The sequence below is a fragment of the Streptomyces sp. NPDC055013 genome (assembly GCF_053608645.1).
The window spans coordinates 37,704-53,239 of sequence record NZ_JBSGVW010000035.1; the positions used below are offsets into that span (position 1 = coordinate 37,704).

14 protein-coding genes are annotated in these 15,536 nt (G+C 70.7%); 7 read left to right on the forward strand and 7 right to left on the reverse strand.

The window, feature by feature from the left end; translation table 11 throughout:
- Positions 1-35 precede the first annotated feature (35 nt).
- A complete protein-coding gene (locus ACWGDB_RS33090; protein WP_453825825.1) occupies positions 36-1,460 on the reverse strand; it encodes a Gfo/Idh/MocA family protein in 1,425 nt (474 codons plus the stop codon).
- 366 nt (positions 1,461-1,826) lie between these two features.
- Here ACWGDB_RS33090 and ACWGDB_RS33095 point away from each other — a divergent pair, with 366 nt between their 5' ends.
- Positions 1,827-2,615, forward strand: coding sequence for an endonuclease/exonuclease/phosphatase family protein (locus tag ACWGDB_RS33095; RefSeq protein ID WP_453825879.1), 789 nt, complete (start codon positions 1,827-1,829; stop codon positions 2,613-2,615).
- A 52-nt stretch (positions 2,616-2,667) separates the two neighbouring features.
- Here ACWGDB_RS33095 and ACWGDB_RS33100 read toward each other — a convergent pair whose 3' ends face one another.
- The gene (locus tag ACWGDB_RS33100) at positions 2,668-3,045 is read right to left on the reverse strand and encodes a MerR family transcriptional regulator (protein WP_427843088.1); all 378 of its coding nucleotides are present in this window, start codon (positions 3,043-3,045) and stop codon (positions 2,668-2,670) included.
- A 116-nt stretch (positions 3,046-3,161) separates the two neighbouring features.
- Between ACWGDB_RS33100 and ACWGDB_RS33105 the strand changes: the two genes are divergently transcribed.
- On the forward strand, positions 3,162-4,235 hold the full coding sequence (locus ACWGDB_RS33105) for an alkene reductase (protein WP_453825826.1): 1,074 nt from the start codon (positions 3,162-3,164) through the stop codon (positions 4,233-4,235).
- Positions 4,236-4,262: 27 nt separating this feature from the next.
- On the opposite strand, the gene ACWGDB_RS33110 is transcribed toward ACWGDB_RS33105, so the two are convergent.
- From ACWGDB_RS33110 to ACWGDB_RS33120, 3 genes are all read right to left on the reverse strand, one after another.
- A complete protein-coding gene (locus ACWGDB_RS33110) occupies positions 4,263-4,715 on the reverse strand; it encodes an SRPBCC family protein (protein WP_453825827.1) in 453 nt (150 codons plus the stop codon).
- Between the two features lie 169 nt (positions 4,716-4,884).
- Complete coding sequence (locus tag ACWGDB_RS33115) at positions 4,885-6,228, reverse strand: carotenoid oxygenase family protein (protein WP_453825828.1); 1,344 nt, start codon at positions 6,226-6,228, stop codon at positions 4,885-4,887.
- 38 nt (positions 6,229-6,266) lie between these two features.
- On the reverse strand, positions 6,267-7,553 hold the full coding sequence (locus ACWGDB_RS33120; protein ID WP_453825829.1) for an MFS transporter: 1,287 nt from the start codon (positions 7,551-7,553) through the stop codon (positions 6,267-6,269).
- A 150-nt stretch (positions 7,554-7,703) separates the two neighbouring features.
- Here ACWGDB_RS33120 and ACWGDB_RS33125 point away from each other — a divergent pair, with 150 nt between their 5' ends.
- The gene (locus tag ACWGDB_RS33125) at positions 7,704-10,370 is read left to right on the forward strand and encodes an AAA family ATPase (protein WP_453825830.1); all 2,667 of its coding nucleotides are present in this window, start codon (positions 7,704-7,706) and stop codon (positions 10,368-10,370) included.
- On the opposite strand, the gene ACWGDB_RS33130 is transcribed toward ACWGDB_RS33125, so the two are convergent.
- Positions 10,332-10,712 carry a DUF2255 family protein gene (locus ACWGDB_RS33130; protein ID WP_453825831.1) on the reverse strand — a complete coding sequence of 127 codons (381 nt, stop codon included), beginning with the start codon at positions 10,710-10,712 and terminating at the stop codon, positions 10,332-10,334. The genes ACWGDB_RS33125 and ACWGDB_RS33130 overlap by 39 nt on opposite strands.
- Positions 10,713-10,819: 107 nt before the next feature.
- Here ACWGDB_RS33130 and ACWGDB_RS33135 point away from each other — a divergent pair, with 107 nt between their 5' ends.
- Entirely contained in the window at positions 10,820-11,113 is a 294-nt protein-coding gene (locus ACWGDB_RS33135) for a hypothetical protein (RefSeq protein ID WP_453825832.1), read from the forward strand.
- Between the two features lie 61 nt (positions 11,114-11,174).
- Here the strand turns inward: ACWGDB_RS33135 and ACWGDB_RS33140 are convergent, their stop codons facing one another.
- Positions 11,175-12,902, reverse strand: coding sequence for an FAD-dependent monooxygenase (locus ACWGDB_RS33140; protein WP_453825833.1), 1,728 nt, complete (start codon positions 12,900-12,902; stop codon positions 11,175-11,177).
- Between the two features lie 262 nt (positions 12,903-13,164).
- Here ACWGDB_RS33140 and ACWGDB_RS33145 point away from each other — a divergent pair, with 262 nt between their 5' ends.
- The 3 genes from ACWGDB_RS33145 (at position 13,165) to ACWGDB_RS33155 (ending at position 15,483) form a co-directional block, all read left to right on the forward strand.
- Positions 13,165-13,587, forward strand: a complete 423-nt coding sequence (locus ACWGDB_RS33145) for a PPOX class F420-dependent oxidoreductase (protein WP_453825834.1) — start codon at positions 13,165-13,167, stop codon at positions 13,585-13,587.
- A gap of 85 nt (positions 13,588-13,672) precedes the next feature.
- The gene (locus tag ACWGDB_RS33150; RefSeq protein WP_453825835.1) at positions 13,673-14,482 is read left to right on the forward strand and encodes a MerR family transcriptional regulator; all 810 of its coding nucleotides are present in this window, start codon (positions 13,673-13,675) and stop codon (positions 14,480-14,482) included.
- Positions 14,479-15,483, forward strand: a complete 1,005-nt coding sequence (locus tag ACWGDB_RS33155) for a BtrH N-terminal domain-containing protein (RefSeq protein ID WP_453825836.1) — start codon at positions 14,479-14,481, stop codon at positions 15,481-15,483. Before ACWGDB_RS33150 ends, ACWGDB_RS33155 begins: the two co-directional genes overlap by 4 nt.
- Positions 15,484-15,536 lie beyond the last annotated feature (53 nt).

Here is a 15,536-nt window from a genome sequence, read left to right on the forward strand (position 1 = left end):
CCGACCGAAGGGCACCGGCGCGGCCCGGCGTGGGATCAGCCGACGGGTGGCATGTCGGTGGGGCCGGAGTCGAGTCCGGGGCGTTTGCCGGCCCAGGCGCCGCGGGTGAAGTCCGGGATCTCGACCGGGCGGCCGTTCCTCGCCAGGGACGCCGCGCTCAGCGGGACCGCCGAACACCAGGCAGCCGAGTCGTACACGTCGATGTCGGGCACCAGCCCCGCGCGCATCAACTGGACGGTGCGCCACTGCAGGACGTAGTCCATGCCGCCGTGGCCGCCGTTGTTCGCGGCGTCGTCACCGACCTTCTGCCACAGCCAGTGGTCGTACTCCTTGCGGTAGTCGGCGAAGTCGCGCCAGGTGTGGCCGCCGTGGTCCGGTTCGAGATAGACACGTGCGCCGGTCGGGGCGGGCCCGGTGTAGTCCTCGACGATGCCCCGGCTCCCGGCGAGGCTGTTGATCCTGCTGTACGGCCGGGGTGAACTCACCTCGTGCTCGGCCCGGATGATCCTGCCCTTGTCGGTCTCGATGAGGCAGGTGACCAGGTCACCGTTGATGTACGTCTCTTTCCAGGACGGGTGGTCGCGCGGGACGAAGCGTTCGCGGTAGTCGGCGAGTCCCTTCGGGGCGGTCGCGGTGGCGGCGAGGGTGGTCATCCGGTCGCCGCGGTTGATGTCCATGGCGGCCGCGATCGGCGCCAGCCCGTGCATGGGGTAGAGGGACGCGGTGCTGCGGGTGTGCCACAGGCGCCGCCAGGAGTCGGTGTAGTAGGTGTCGGAGAACAGGAGTTCACGCAGGTCGTGGAGGTAGCCGCCGTGGCCGTTGGTGATGTCGCCGAACAGGCCGGCGTGCGCCATCCTCAGCATGGCCAGTTCGTTGCGGCCGTAGCTGCAGTTCTCGGCGAGGAGCAGGTGCCTGCGGGTGCGCTCGGAGGTGTCGACCAGGTCCCACAGCTGGCGCAGTTCGGTCGCGATGGGGAGTTCCACCACCGCGTGCCTGCCGCTCAGCAGGGCGGCCCTGCCGTGCTCGTAGTGGAACTCCCACGGCGTGGCGACGTACACCAGGTCGATGTCGTCGCGCCGGAGCATCCGCGCGTAGGAGTCGGCTGATCCGCCGTATTCGGCGGGGCGGGGCTTGCCCTTGCTCACCAGCCGGTCGGCGGCGCGGCGCGCGCGGTCGGCGCGGATGTCGCAGACGGCGGTCACGGTGCAGCCGGGCACGGCCGCCCAGCCCTCGACCATGCCGCTGCCACGGTTGCCGAGCCCGATGACACCGACGCGGACGGTTCTGTGGGCCTCGAACGGCACTCCGATCATCGACTTCTGTCCGGGACGGCGGCGGGGCGCCTGCTCGGTCGCGGCGGCCGCAGCCGGAGCCGCGGAGGCCATCCCGACCGCGGCCGCGCCGGTGGCGACGGCTCCGCCGAGGAGCAGTCGGCGGGAGACAGCGGGTGTTTCGGACATGACGGCAACACTCCTCGCTGGGGTGGCTTGCATCACTGCCGGGGCACTGTGGGGACTGTCGGGGCATGACTCTGCGGGCTTCGACGGTTCATGTCAATACGTGCTCGATAGAGAGCAGTTCCGAGCAGGTTCAAGCATTGGCGCGTGGTCCACGTACGGCAACGTCGGCTCGGTGATGGCGGATTCGGGCCCGGCGCCGGGGCCGGGCCAAGAGCCTGGTGAAGAGGCGGAAGCGGGTGCTGCCGACAACCCCGTCCCATAACCTCTTGTAAGGAGACGTCAGATGCCGTGGGCATCGGGATCGAGGAGGCGACGGTGTTCGGAAGGGGCACGCGGTTGTTCGCGGGCGCCGTGATCGTCGCCTGCATGGTGCTCGTCGGCCCCAGTGCACCGAGCGGCGGCCTCTTCGCCAGGTCGATGCCCGTCGAAGCCGTCAAGGATGTCGCACCGAACCGGGTCATGACGTGGAACATCTGCAACCCGTGCGAGGTGAGCAACGTCGACCGGGCTGCGGAGATCGCCGCGTACGCGCCCCAGGTCATCGGCATGCAAGAAGCGTGCGTGCGGGACGTCGAGAGGATCCGGGAGTATCTGGAGAGCCTTCACGGGCTGGTCTACCACGTCGAGTACGGGACGGTTCTCAGGAGTTGGGGCCGTTGCGGGGGAGTGCCGTGGAGTCCGGGGGCCTACGGCCAGGCGGTCCTCTCGGCGGCACCGATGACGGACCGCGTCAGCGTGGAGTACCCCGAAGGAGGGTCCGAGGACCGTGGGTACATGGCGGTCACCACACTGGTGGGCGGCCAACCGACCCGGGTCTTCAACACCCACCTCGCCCATCGACGTCAGGAGGAGGTCCGGGCGGCTCAGGTCGGCGTGCTGGCCGCTGAGGTCGCGCGACACGACCGCGCCATCGTGGTCGGTGACTTCAACGCTGTGCCGGACGCTTCCGAACTCGCCCGGATGTGGGCGCTGGCCGCGGACGCGGACCCCCAGTGTCATCCCTCCGCTTCGCCCGTCGGCACTTGCGAGACAACCACGGACTGGCACACCAAGTTCGACTACATCTTCCTGCGAGGGATCGTCCCGCTCGAGCACCGCGTGCGTCCCAGCGCGTACTCGGACCACGACTTGCAGTACGCCGACCTGGACGACTAGGGGCCGTCCGCGCCGCTCGATCGCGATACGCAGTCCGGCCTCCGGCCCGGGGTCAGCCCGTCGCGGCCGACTTCAGGCGCCTTCGGTGGGCCCGGTTCGTGGCCATCAAGGTGTCGAGGGCTTCCCGGGTGCGGATGAGGTCCTCGATGTGCTCCGAGAGCCGATCGCGCTCCTCGGCCATCCGTTCCAGCGCGGCGTCGGACGTCTCCTCGCTGGGCGAGTCGACGCAGGGCAGCAGTTCGGAGATGGTCCGGCTGGACAGGCCCGCGGCGTACATCCGCTGGAGGAACGTGACGCGCTCGACGTGGCTCTCCGTGTAGTGCCGCTGCCCGCTGGCGCTTCTGGTACTCGAGAGCAGGCCCTGTTCCTCGTAGTAGCGCAGGGACCTGACGCTGACTCCGGCCTGTGCCGCGAGCTCACCGATACGCATGCTGCCCCTCCCGGTTGTGATCCGGAGCACAACCCTTGCCTCTGACGTCAATGTCAGGTTTTAGCGTAACCGTCGTGACCCCATCCGGGCACGACGGATCACGAAGGAGACATGACGTGACGACCCTCTTCTCCGGCTACCGGCTCGGCACCCTGGCGCTGCCCAACCGCGTGGTGATGGCGCCGATGACCCGTGTCCGGGCCGCCGCGGGTGGTCTGGCGACGCCGTCGATGGCGCGCTATTACGCCCAGCGGGCCACGGCCGGCCTGATCGTCACCGAGGGAGTGCAGCCGAACCTGATCGGGCAGTCCAACCCCGGCACGCCGGGGCTGCACACCGACGAGCAGGTGGCAGCGTGGCGCCCGGTGACCGATGCGGTGCACACGAACGGCGGCCGGATCTTCGCCCAGATCATGCACGGCGGACGGGTCTCGCACCCTGACACCACCGGTATGCAGCCCGTCGGCCCCTCGGCCGTCGCGGCCGTCGGCGAGGTGTTCACCCCCAACGGACCGCTGCCTGCGCCGACTCCGCGCGCCCTGGACACGGCCGAGGTGCCCGACCATGTCCAGTCGTACGCGGACGCCGCGCGCCGTGCCGTGGACGCCGGTTTCGACGGTGTGGAACTGCACGGCGCCAACGGCTATCTGATCTCGCAGTTCCTCTCCTCCAACGCCAACCTGCGCACGGACCGGTACGGCGGCTCGGTGAGCAACCGGATCCGGTTCGCCGTCGAGACGGCCGCCGCGACCGCCGAAGCCATCGGCGCGGACCGCACCGGGGTCCGACTCTCCCCCGGAGGCGCCTTCTGGGGCATCGAGGAGACCGACGTCGCCGAGCTCTACACCGCGCTCCTGACCGAGCTGTCCCTGCTCGGCCTGGCCTACGTCCACCTCGAGGCCACCACCGACGAGGAGACGCTTCTCGGGCTGCGCCGGACGTGGTCCGGTCCCCTCGTCATGAATCCGGTTCTGCCGATGGGCCCGAAGCAGACCGGCCAGGCCGACGCCGACCACTGGCTGAGCCTGGGAGCAGACCTCATCAGCTTCGGCCGCGCCTTCATCGCCAACCCCGACCTGGTGGAGCGTCTGCGCACCGGTCTCCCCATCGCTCCCGCCGACGACGCGACGTACTTCCAGGGCGGCGACAACGGCTATCTCACGTACTCGGCGTACCAGCACTCGGCGTAAGACCCGAGGATCGGTGTCCGGCAGGACCTACCGCGTCGCCGACTCCGCCGCCTTCTTCAGGGCGTCGAGCCAGGACCTGAGCGAGTCGTCCAGCGCCGCGGCGAGGTTGTCCCGGTCGGCGTCGATCGGAGCGCCGGCCCAGGACTCGCGGGTGCGGACCACGACGCAGTCGCCGTCCTCGGTGAACGTCCACTCGTGCACGCCGGTGATGCCGTGCGCGGGTCCGCCCCACACGATGCGGTGCCGGGCGTCGACCGCGTAGATGGTGGAGTCGATGGTCAGGCCCGCGGTCGCCCAGTGGAAGGTCGCGCCGGGCGCGACGGGGCCGTCGAACCGGGCCTCGGTGATGGCGTGCTGCCAGGTGGGCCAGGAGGCGATGTCGGTGTGCAGGCGCCAGATCCGCACGAGGGGAGCGGCGATCCGGATGGAATGGTCGGCGACGACCGGGGCGTAGTAGTCGATGGTCGTGGGGTAGGTCATGGCAGTTCCTCCTTGTGGGGCCCGGGCCGCCGTGGGGGAGTGGGCGGCGGCCCGGGCTGCTCGGGTGGGTCGGGGGCGGAGCGGGGGATCCGGCGGACTTGGCTGCCGGACGGCGTGGGCCCCGTTCGGGGCGTACGGGTGAGGCGGCGGACCGGGTGACCGGGGTGGGTCAGGCGGGCAGTTCGGCGTCGGGGATCCAGTGGCCGTGGATGCCGGCGGGCACCCGGCGGGGGAGTTCGACGGCGGCCACGGTGCTCAGGTCGCTCGCGTCCAGGACGAGCAGCTCCGAGGCGTCGGCAGTGAGGTCGCTGACGATGGTGAGCAGGTAGCCGTCGTCCTCGCCGGTCGCGCCCTCGGCGGGAGCGAAGACGGCCTCGCCCGGCATCCGGCCCTCGCCGTGCGCCAGCAGCTTCTCCTTGCCGGTGAGGGTGTCGAACTTGACGGTGTGGTAGCCCGACAGGCCCGCGCCGGGGAAGGCGATGGCGTAGCTGTAGCGGTGGGCCGCACCGGTGTGGGCGTCGTTGATCGACGGGAACTCGGTGGCCAGGTCGTTGAGGGACTCGGTGGTGACCTTGCCCGTGGCCGGGTCGATGATCCACCGGTACATGGTCGAGCCGGCGTCGGGGCTGGTGCCGTAGCCGGGGGCGCCGACCCACCACTTCCAGGAGTTCTCCCACGCGGACCGGTCGAAGCGCGGTGCTTCGAGGACGATCCGGCCCCGCGCGTCGGTGTAGGCGTTGGCGACGTGCAACAGCGCTGCCTGGTCGGCCACTTCGAACCAGGTGGTCCGGCCCCCGGCGCGCGGCATCACGCCGATGCGCAGCGGGACGTCGTCGTGCCAGCGGTAGGGAATGCCGGAGTGCTCGGCGTGGTCGAAGACGACGGGCGAGTTGATGAAGACGACGTGCTCGCGGGTGATCGCGAAGTCGTGCATGAGGGACGGACCGGAGCCGTCGATGACCTCCGACTTCACGATGTCGCCGGAGGCGTCGGCCACGTAGTAGGTCAGATACGGCGGGAAGGGGCTGTAGCTGAAGAAGTGCAGTTCACCGGTTGCCGGGTCCTCCTTCGGGTGGGCGGTCATCGCGCTGGTGAGCTTGCCGCCGAAGTCGTGGACGCCGATCGTGTCGAGGTCGGCGCTGACCTCGTAGGGCAGATTGGCCTCCTGCAGGGCCAGGTAACGGCCACCGTGGAAGATGATGTTGGTGGCGGCGGCGCTCACTTCGAGTTCGGTTCCGGTGAACGGCACGCCGTCCAGGAAGGGCGTGCGCACCCAGCGGTTGCGGTACCACTCGGCGCGGCCGTCGGTGAGGCGGACGCCGTGGATCATGCCTTCGCCGCGGAACCAGTGGGTGGGAGTGATGCCCGGCTTGGGGTTGTGGCCGTTGCGGAAGTAGCGGCCGTTCAGCTCGGGCGGGAGGGTGCCGCGCACCTTCAGGTCGCGACCGGTGATCTCGTCGGTGACAGGGGTGAAGTGGCCACTGACGTACGGCTTTTCAAGGTTCATGGTCATGCCTTTCAAGTCAAGGGGAGTGAGGGGGGCGAGACAGTTCAGCGGACCCGGAGGGCCGAGAGAGCCGAGATGAGGAGGGCCAGGGCGGCGCAGGCCAGGAAGGCCGCGCCGGGGGAGGGGAGCAGGGTCAGGAAGGACAGGCCGATGGCTCCGCCGATCTGCCGGGTGGCGTTGACCAGCCCGCCGGCCAGGCCGTTGTCGGCGGCAGCGACGCCGGTGGAGGACATCGTGGTGAGCCGGACGAAGGCCACTCCCAGCCCGGCGCCGATGAGGAGCGTCGGGCCGAGCAGGTCCACGGGGAAGGTGCCGTCAGCCGGAGTACGGGACAGCCAGGCCAGTCCGGCCGCGAGGACCATCAGCCCCACGGGGAGGACATGGCGGCCGGTGACCTTGCCGGTGGCCCACGAGGAGAGGGTGATCGTGAGGGCGAGGGGCAGCTGGGTCAGCCCGGCCTCCAACGGCGAGTAGCCGAGGGCGCGTTGCTGGTAGAGGGGGAGGAAGTAGAACAGGCCGAGCCAGACCGCGCCCAGCAGAGCCATCAGTACGTTGGGCACGGCCACCACGCTCATGCGCCCCGGCAGCAACGGGTCGGCGCCGCGGCGCTGGAGCACCACGAACACACCGAGCAGCACCAGACCGATCACGGCGAGCGGCCAAGTACCTGACAGGCCGTACGTGAGCGCGACCAGGCCCGCCGTCACCGTCACCGCGCCCACCGCGTCCAGACTTCCGCCGCGTGGCCGGTCGGCCCGGACCAGCAGTCGGGTGGCCGCCAGAACGGCCACGGCGAGGGGCACCATCACGACGAACACCGCCCGCCAGCCGTAGAGACTGGTGAGCAGCCCGCTGAGCAGTACGCCCGCCGCGCCGCCGGCGCCGGACACCGCGCCCCACACCCCGAGCGCGGTGCCACGCCGCTTGCTGTCGGGATAGAGCGTCAGCACCAGGGCCAGCGCCGTGGGCGCCAGCAGCGCTGCACCGATCCCCTGTACTGCCCTGCAGACGATCAGCACGCTCGCGGTGGGCGCCAGTGCCGCGCCAAGCGAGGACAGGGCGAACAGGCCGATGCCGAGCAGGAACACGCGGCGAAGGCCGTACACATCGCCGGCGCGCCCGCCGGGCAGCAGCAGCGCGCCGAAGACCAGTACGTAGGCGTTGACCGTCCACGCCTGGCCCGCGTCCGACAGATCGAGCCCGGCCCGGATCTGGGGCAGAGCGACGTTCACGATCGACGTGCTCAGCACCACCAGGAACTGGGCCGTGGCCAGGACCGCCAGCGGTGTCCAGCCGGTGGTGGTCGTCGTGTGCGGTGCGGTGCGGGTCATGACTCGACACTCGCAGCGGGCACCTACCGCTCGCGTCGGTAGTCATCGCCTATACGGCTGCCTGGTACGACTGGAGGCTTTCGCGTCCCTGGTACGGCTGAGGGATTTCCCGGATTCCCCCGCGCCGCACGACGGCATAGGTTGTCGATCATGCCCGAGACAAACGCGGATGTGCTGATCGGTCGTCAGGACGAGATACGCCGGCTCGACGCCCTGCTCCATGAGGCGCGTCAGGGCAAGGGCGGTGCCCTGGTCCTGCGGGGTGAGCCGGGCATCGGCAAGAGCGTGCTGCTCCGGCACCTGGATGAGACCGCGACCGGATTCCTCGTAGTGCGGGCGACCGGGGCGGAGTTCGAGATGGAACTGCCGTTCGCCGCGCTGCACCAGTTGCTCGCGCCCGTCACCGGTCGGCTCATGGAGTTGCCCGCACCGCACCGCAAGGCGCTGCAGATCGCTTTCGGTCTCGACACGGGCACACCCGATCCGTTCCTGGTCGGTGTCGCGTCACTGGGCCTGCTGGCGGAGACCGTGCAAGACCGCCCGCTGCTGTGTGTCGTGGACGACGCCCAGTGGCTGGACCAGGCGTCCGCCAAGGCGCTGGCCTTCCTGGCCCGCCGCGTCTCAGCCGAACGCATCGCCCTCGTGTTCGCGGCGCGCGAGCCGAGCCGCCTGCCCGAACTGGACGAGCTGCCCTCCCTTCCACTCCAGGGACTTGGCGAATCCGATGCCCGCGCGCTGCTGGCCGCGGCGGTCCGCGCCCCGTTGGACGAGCGGGTGCGCGACCGCATCCTGGCCGAGGCCCGCGGCAATCCCCTCGCGCTGGTGGAACTTCCCCGGACCGCCGGTCTCGCCGGGATGGCGGGCGGGTTCGCCCAGCCCGACTCGGTGCCCGGCGTGATCGAGCAGAGTTTCCGGTCCCGGCTGGAGCTTCTGCCGCCGCAGGCCCGGCTGCTGGTGACCGTCGCCGCCGCCGACCCGATCGGTGACCCAGGTCTGCTGTGGCGTGCGGCCGCACTCCTGGGCATCGACGCGGCCGCCGCCGAACAGGCGGTCTCGCTGGTCGAGTTCGGCACCCGGATCCGCTTCAGCCACCCCCTCGCCCGCTCGGCCGCCTACCGCGCCGCAGCGCCGGAGGAGCGGCGCAGGGCGCACGAGGCGCTGGCCTCCGTGACCGACCCGGCCACCGACCCCGACCGGCGGGCCTGGCATCGCGCCCAGGCCAGTGCCGGCCCCGACGAGGAAGTCGCCGCCGAGCTCGAGGTCTCCGCCACCCGCGCCCAGGAACGTGGTGGCCTCGCCGCGGCCGCGGCCTTCCTCGAACGCTCCGCCGCGCTCACGATCAGCCCGGTCCAGCGTGCCGAGCGGGTCCTCGCGGCGGCCTCGGCCAAGCTCTCGGTGGGCGACTTCGACACGGCGTCCGACCTGCTCACCACCGTCCCCACCGACGAACCTGGCCAGGTCGCCAGGACCGACCTGCTGCGCGGCCGGCTGTCGTTCGTTCGCCGCCGTGGCGACGAAGGCCCCACCGCCCATCTCCTGCGCGCCGCCGCCCGGTTGGCGGCCACCGACCCGGCCTGGTCACGGGAGTGCTATCTGGACGCCATCGAAATGGGGCTGCTGCTCGGCGGCCTCGACCAGGTGGTGGAGACCGCCGGAAAGGAGGCCCCGCCGTCGGGCGATCCGGTATCGAGCGCGGCGACGGTCCTGACCGGCCTTATCAGCCTGGTCAGAGACGGCCATGCGGCGGCGGGAGAGATCCTCCGTCCGGTCCTCGGCGAAACCGATGACCAGGTGTGGGCGAGCCGTCCGTCCCTGGGCTTCATGGTGGCCACCGAACTGTGGAACTTCGACGCCCTGCACGCCATCGCCACCCGCGCGGTCGCGGCCGGCCGCGAGTCGGGCTCCTTCCACGCGCTGCCCATCGCACTGGCCATGCAGGCCACCGCGAACGTCCACACGGGCGACTTCGGTACGGCGATGGAGCTGATCTCCGAGGAGGAGGCGATCGCCGACGCCACGGGCGCGGCCCCGCTCGTCTACCCGCGCCTGCACCTGGCTGCGCTGCGCGGACGGCACAAGGAGGCCGCCGAACTGTTCGCGTCGGTGGACCACCGGATGAGTCTGAGCGTGCAGTGGGCGACGGCCGTACTCAACAACGGCCTGGCCAACTACCCCGCGGCGCTGAACGCGGCGCAACAGGCCATCGAATACGGCGCCGTCGGCACGGCCGGCCTCGCTCTGCCCGAACTGGTCGAGGCCGCCACACGCTGCGGCGACACCGAGGCCGCCGCCGCGGCCCTCGCCTGCCTGCAACAGCGCACGCAGGCAGGCCGCGACGCGTGGGGACTCGGCGTCGAGGCCTACGCGCGGGCCCTGGTCACCGAGGACGAGTCCGCCTACCAGGAGGCGATCGCCCTGCTCGACGGCAGCACACTGGTCGTCTACCGCGCCCGCGCCCATCTGCTGTACGGGGAGTGGCTGCGCCGCCAGGGCCGACGGCGTGACGCCCGGTCCGAGTTGCGGCTGGCGCACGAGCCGCTGTCCGACCTGGGGTTGGAGGCGTTCGCCGAGCGCGCCGCCGGCGAGTTGCGCGCCACGGGCGAGCAGGCCCGCAGCCGCACGTCGAAGGCATCGGACGAATTGACGATGCAGGAAGTGCACATCGCACGCCTGGTCGCCGACGGCGCCACCTCCAAGGAGGTTGCGGCGAAGCTGTTCCTCAGCCCGCGCACCGTCGACGCGCACCTGCGCAACATCTTCCGCAAGCTCCAACTCACCTCACGCAGGCAACTGCGAGACCTGCCCGGCCTCCGTTAGCCGCATGGTGGTGGTCGCGGCCTCGGGCCCGTTCATCGACTCGACCGGGCCGGGCCACCGCAGCCCGTACTTGGCCCGATAGGCACCGGAGACGCGCCGGACGAGGCCGGGGCCCTCCACCGGCTGCAGGACGACGGCCTGCCGGACCCCGGCCACTTCCACCTCGACCTGTGTGTCCGCGTCCCGCAGGACCCGCCGGTACCAGGCACTGCGCCGCCCGAAAGCCGAGCGGACATACGCCTCCCCGTCGACCACCACCACCCAGACCGTCCTGGCCGACCACCGGCCGTCCGCATGCCGTACCCGCAAGACGATCTCCGCCTCGTCCATGACCGTGTTCATGGCCCCACCTTCGCCGTGGCGGCACTACCTACGCGTCGGTGGTCATCACCTACATAGGCGGGCTTCGCCGACGCGAGGGCGGTGCTCCCGGGGCGAGGGTGAGTGCCATGACGAACACCGACATGAACGCCGCAACCGACACTGCGACCACGACCGTGATCGACACCGAACCCGGCATCGTCGAGGCTGCCCTTGACGCAACGGCACCTCACACCAAGGACTCCAAGAAGTACACAGGCTTGAAGAAGAACAAGGGGACGAAGAAGACCAAGACTCAACGGCGCGTCGCCAAGTCACTGGCGTACTTCGCCCTGATCTTCACCGGGCTCGCGGTCCTGGCCGAGCCGTGGCTGCTCATCCCGGTCGCCGCACTGATGCTGGCGATCTCGCTCTGGGACTGACCCGGGCGCCTCGGGCCTCGTGCGTCAGAACGGCGACTGTTGCTCTCCGGGTCTCTGAGGGCTACGGCAGGCGGAAGACGCGTCCGAGTGCGTCGGACAGCGCGGGCACCGTCCCCAGGTCGGTCAGCGGGGACAGCCGGGCACTCAGATATCCGTCCGGGCGGATGAGGAAGCCCGTCGGGCCATTGACGCCGTACAACTGCTCGAACTCCGCGGCACCGTCGCTGAAGACGGGCAGGTGCCAGCCGCCCGCGTCGCTCTGCCCGCGGGCGGCCTCTGCCGTGGTCTCGTGCCGGGCGACAACGAACGCGGCCACCATGCCGCCTGCCAGCCGGTGGGCAGCGGCGGCCGCCTCGCGGCACGCGGTGAGCGCGTCGGCCGAGTCGGCGTAGAGCACGAGGACGTGACCGCGGTCGCGCAGCAGGTCGTACAGGCGCAGCGGTGTCGCGGCCACGCCTGCGGTGAGGCCGCGGCAGTCGGGCGCCCGCTCACCCGGCCCGGGCCCACGCCCTGGCCCCGGCCTCGACCCTGGAGATTCCGAGGCGCCGTCACCTGCCCTGGCGCCCGCCCCGTCGCCCGCCACCACGGGACTGTCCGGGTAGGCCACGAGCAGCTGCGCCTCTCGCAGCATCGTCGTCGTCATGTCCTGCGGTGCGGCCCGGATGCCCTCGGTGGCGTGCCGGACGGTCCGGCCCACCACTTCCTCGCCGACCGGCCGGCGCTCGGCGTCATAGCTGTCGAGGAGCCGGTGATGGGCGCCGCCCTCCAGCGTGAGCGCCAGCTTCCACGCGAGGTTGTAGGCGTCCTGGATTCCGGTGTTCATGCCCTGAGCGCCGGTGGGCGGGTGGATGTGCGCGGCGTCCCCGGCGACGAAGACCCGGCCGACGCCGTACCGGTCGACGAGGCGGTGACTGATGCGGAACACCGACGACCAGCGCATGGCGGAGGCGGTGGTGGGCTGCGGGGCCAGCCGGTCGAGGACCGCCTGGACGTGCTCGATGCGGGGCGCCCGTCCGCCCTCCAGTCCGTGGGCCACCGGCTCCCGCGAGGCGGTCCCACCGGTGCCCTCGCCACTCGCCGACAACTCATCAGGTACCAGCATCGACATGCGGTAGCGGCGATCGCCGGGCAGCGGGATGCAGACCAGGGCATCGTCGATGCGGCCCTCGGCGTCATGGTGCATGGCCCGCACGCCGTAGCCCTGGGGGAGATCCCAGTCCACCTCGACGTCGGCGAGCATGTACTCCTCCGCAAAAGCGCCGCCCTCGAAGGCGAGGCCGAGTTGCTTGCGGACGGTGCTGTGCGCCCCGTCGCAGCCGACCAGGAAGCGTGACCGCAGCTCCTGCGCGGCACCGGAGGCCGTGACGACACGGCTGACGACCCCGTCCTCGTGCTGCGTGAATTCCAGCAGCTCGGTGCCCCGCTCGATCCCGGTACCGAACCGGGCGAGATGCTCCTCGAGGATCCGCTCCGTCTCGTACTGGGGCAGGGACGCGAAGACGTACGGAACCTCGGGCGGCAGCCTCAGCTCGATGCGGGCCTGCTCGACCCCGTCGTCGTACATCAGCTGTCCGCGCAGCGGCACCGCGACTTCCAGGGCGGCGCGCACCATGCCCATCCGGTCCCAGATCTCCAGCGTCCGCGGCTGGACGCCCACCGCCTTGGCATACGGCAACCGGGCCGGAAGCCTGTCGATGAGCCGGCAGGCAACCCCTTGCCGCCGCAGCTCCGCGGCCGCGGTCAACCCGACCGGTCCCGCACCCACGATCAGCACATCCGTGTCCACCACAGGCGTCTCCCGCCAGGAGAACCCCCCTTCTGCCTTGCCTCAATCGTCCGCCGTCGGCACGGGACGAGCGAGTTCAGCGGCGGTCCGCCCGCTTTCACGCACCGATGGGCACCGATGCGCGTCGAAGACCGCTGCCACAGTCGTTGCTGCAGATCGGTTCGGTCCGGCGTGAGCATCGCCGGGAAAGGGCACCCGATTGATCAAAGAGAGGGTCCCGCGAGAACGTCCCGCCCGTACGATCCAACGATCCAAGGAGCACCAGATGTCCAAGCCGCCGCTGCCCTCGGAGGCCGTGGAGTTGCTGCGCCGAGCCAACCCGTGCGTGATGGCGACCCTGCGTTCGGACGGCACACCGGTGTCCACTCCCACGTGGTACGTGTGGGACGACGGCCGCGTCCTGATCAGCCTCGACGAGGGCCGCGTCCGTCTGAAGCACCTGCGCCGCGACCCCCGTGTGACCCTCACCGTTCTCGACGGCGACGACTGGTACACGCACGTCACCCTGATCGGCCGCGTCGTCGAGACGCACGACGACGAGGGCCTGAAGGACATCGACCGCCTCGCCACGCACTACATCGGCAAGCCCTACCCCGACCGCGTCCGGGCCCGTGTGAGTGCCTGGATCGAGATCGACCGCTGGCACGGCTGGGGCGCGATGCAGGACAGCGACCAGGCCTCCAGCTGACGACCGCGCGCGGAGAAAGGCTTCGACCCGGGCCGAAGCGCCAAGGGGTGGACTCTCCCACCGTGGGAGGGTTCACCATGAGGGCGTGCGCGACGAACTTCTCACCATCGGGCGCTTCGCCCGTCTGTGCCGGCTCAGCGTCAAGCAGCTGCGCCACTACGACGAGACGGGGCTGTTGACCCCGGTCCATGTGGACGCGGCCTCCGGCTATCGCTACTACGCGCCCGAACAGGCACGCGACGCCCTGACCGTCGCCCTGCTCCGCGACATGGATCTCCCGCTGGCCGTGATCGCCCGGGCCCTCGCCGCCGAACCCGAGTCCAGGGCACAGATCCTGCGCGCCGAACGGGACCGGCTGGCCAAACGGATCAGCAAGGACCAGGCACGGCTGACGATGCTGGAGCGGCTGGCGGAAAGCGGCCTGCCCGGCTACGAGGTGACGATGAGTCAGGAACCGGAGCGGCGCCTGGCAGTCGTACGTGCGGCCTGCGCTCCGGCGGAGATCGGGGACGAGGTCGCTGGGTGTGTGGCTCGGCTGCTGCCCGGGCTCGGCCGGGCCGGGATCGCCTGGGAGCCGCCGCTGTGGGCCCTGTACCCGCTGGATCTGCAAGAGCCGATGGAGATCGCCGTAGGAGTGCAGACGCCGCCGGGGGAAGTGACGGCAGTCGTTGCGGACTTCGAGGTGCTGTCCGGCGGGCCCGTGGCCGAGACCGTGCACGTCGGGCCGTACGCCCAGCTGCCCTTGGCCTACAACGCCCTCTTCGCCGCCATCCACGAGCGCGGACTGCGCCCGAAGGCACCCGTACGCGAGGCCTATCTCGTCGGGCCGGCCGAAGCGCCGCCGGAAGAGCTGCTGACCCGGCTGGTCATCCCGATCCAGGAGAGCGCTGCATGAAAATGCTGGACATCGATGCTCGCGGTATGAAGCACTGCGAGACGACAGCTCTGGGAGTGCTGCTGCGCGGCCAAGGGCACGATCTGTCCGAGCCCATGCTCTTCGGCCTCGGCTCGGGTCTGTCCTTCGTCTACTGGGACAGCAAGAAGCTGACCTTCCCTTTCCTGGGCGGACGGGTGAAGCCCTTCGACCTCACCAGGAACCTGGCCGCGGGACTCGGGCTGGAGCTCGTGGTGCGGGAGACCGCCTCCCCCCGCAGGGCATGGGAGAACGTGGCAGCCCCCATCGATGCCGGCCACCCCGTCGGACTGCAGCTCGACAGCTGCCACCTGGAGTACTTCGGCTCGAAGGTGCAGTTCGGCGGGCATGTCGTCGCGATGTACGGCTACGACGACCACGACGCCTACCTGGTGGACACCGACCAGCAAGGCGGAGCGGTGACCACGAGCCTGACCAGCCTCGCGCAGGCAAGAGCCGCGCGCGGCCCGATGACCGCCGAGCACCGGTCCTTCACCCTCACCGCCCCGACGAGCCTGCCCTCCCCCCAGGTCCGCATCACAGCCGCCATCACGGCCTGCGCCGACGCCTTCCTCAATCCGCCCATCGCCAACCTGGGCCACCGTGGCATCGAGAAGGCGGCCAAGCTGGTCGGCACATGGCTCCAGCGCACCGACGCCCCACATCGGGACCTGCCGCAAGCGGCCCTCTTGATGGAGCAGGCCGGCACCGGCGGCGCACTGTTCCGCAACCTCTACCGCGACTTCCTCGCCGAATGCACCGACCTGCTCGACAGCGGTCACCTGCGCGCCGGACACAGGCTGTACGTCGAGGCGGCCACGCTGTGGAGGGAGGTAGCGGCGCTGATTGCGAAGGCCGGTGAATCGGGCGACGCACAGTGGCTCGCCCACGCAGGGACGGTCCTGCACGAGCTCTCACGCATCGAGCGCGAGGCCATGCAGTCCCTGAGCTGCCTGACCGTGCCGGCGGCGGGCAGGGGGTGACGTGAGGGTGATGGGGGGTTGATACGGAGAGGGCGGTTCGACCCGTGATGCGC

Bases quoted from the DNA above. Each gene is read 5' to 3' on its own strand.
- ACWGDB_RS33115 (WP_453825828.1), bottom strand. From the start codon at position 6,228: ATGACCATGAACCTTGAAAAGCCGTACGTCAGTGGCCACTTCACCCCT.
- ACWGDB_RS33145 (WP_453825834.1), top strand. From the start codon at position 13,165: ATGTCCAAGCCGCCGCTGCCCTCGGAGGCCGTGGAGTTGCTGCGCCGA.
- ACWGDB_RS33095 (WP_453825879.1), top strand. From the start codon at position 1,827: ATGGTGCTCGTCGGCCCCAGTGCACCGAGCGGCGGCCTCTTCGCCAGG.
- ACWGDB_RS33125 (WP_453825830.1), top strand. From the start codon at position 7,704: ATGCCCGAGACAAACGCGGATGTGCTGATCGGTCGTCAGGACGAGATA.
- ACWGDB_RS33100 (WP_427843088.1), bottom strand. From the start codon at position 3,045: ATGCGTATCGGTGAGCTCGCGGCACAGGCCGGAGTCAGCGTCAGGTCC.
- ACWGDB_RS33110 (WP_453825827.1), bottom strand. From the start codon at position 4,715: ATGACCTACCCCACGACCATCGACTACTACGCCCCGGTCGTCGCCGAC.
- ACWGDB_RS33155 (WP_453825836.1), top strand. From the start codon at position 14,479: ATGAAAATGCTGGACATCGATGCTCGCGGTATGAAGCACTGCGAGACG.
- ACWGDB_RS33130 (WP_453825831.1), bottom strand. From the start codon at position 10,712: ATGAACACGGTCATGGACGAGGCGGAGATCGTCTTGCGGGTACGGCAT.
- ACWGDB_RS33090 (WP_453825825.1), bottom strand. From the start codon at position 1,460: ATGTCCGAAACACCCGCTGTCTCCCGCCGACTGCTCCTCGGCGGAGCC.
- ACWGDB_RS33120 (WP_453825829.1), bottom strand. From the start codon at position 7,553: ATGACCCGCACCGCACCGCACACGACGACCACCACCGGCTGGACACCG.
- ACWGDB_RS33135 (WP_453825832.1), top strand. From the start codon at position 10,820: ATGACGAACACCGACATGAACGCCGCAACCGACACTGCGACCACGACC.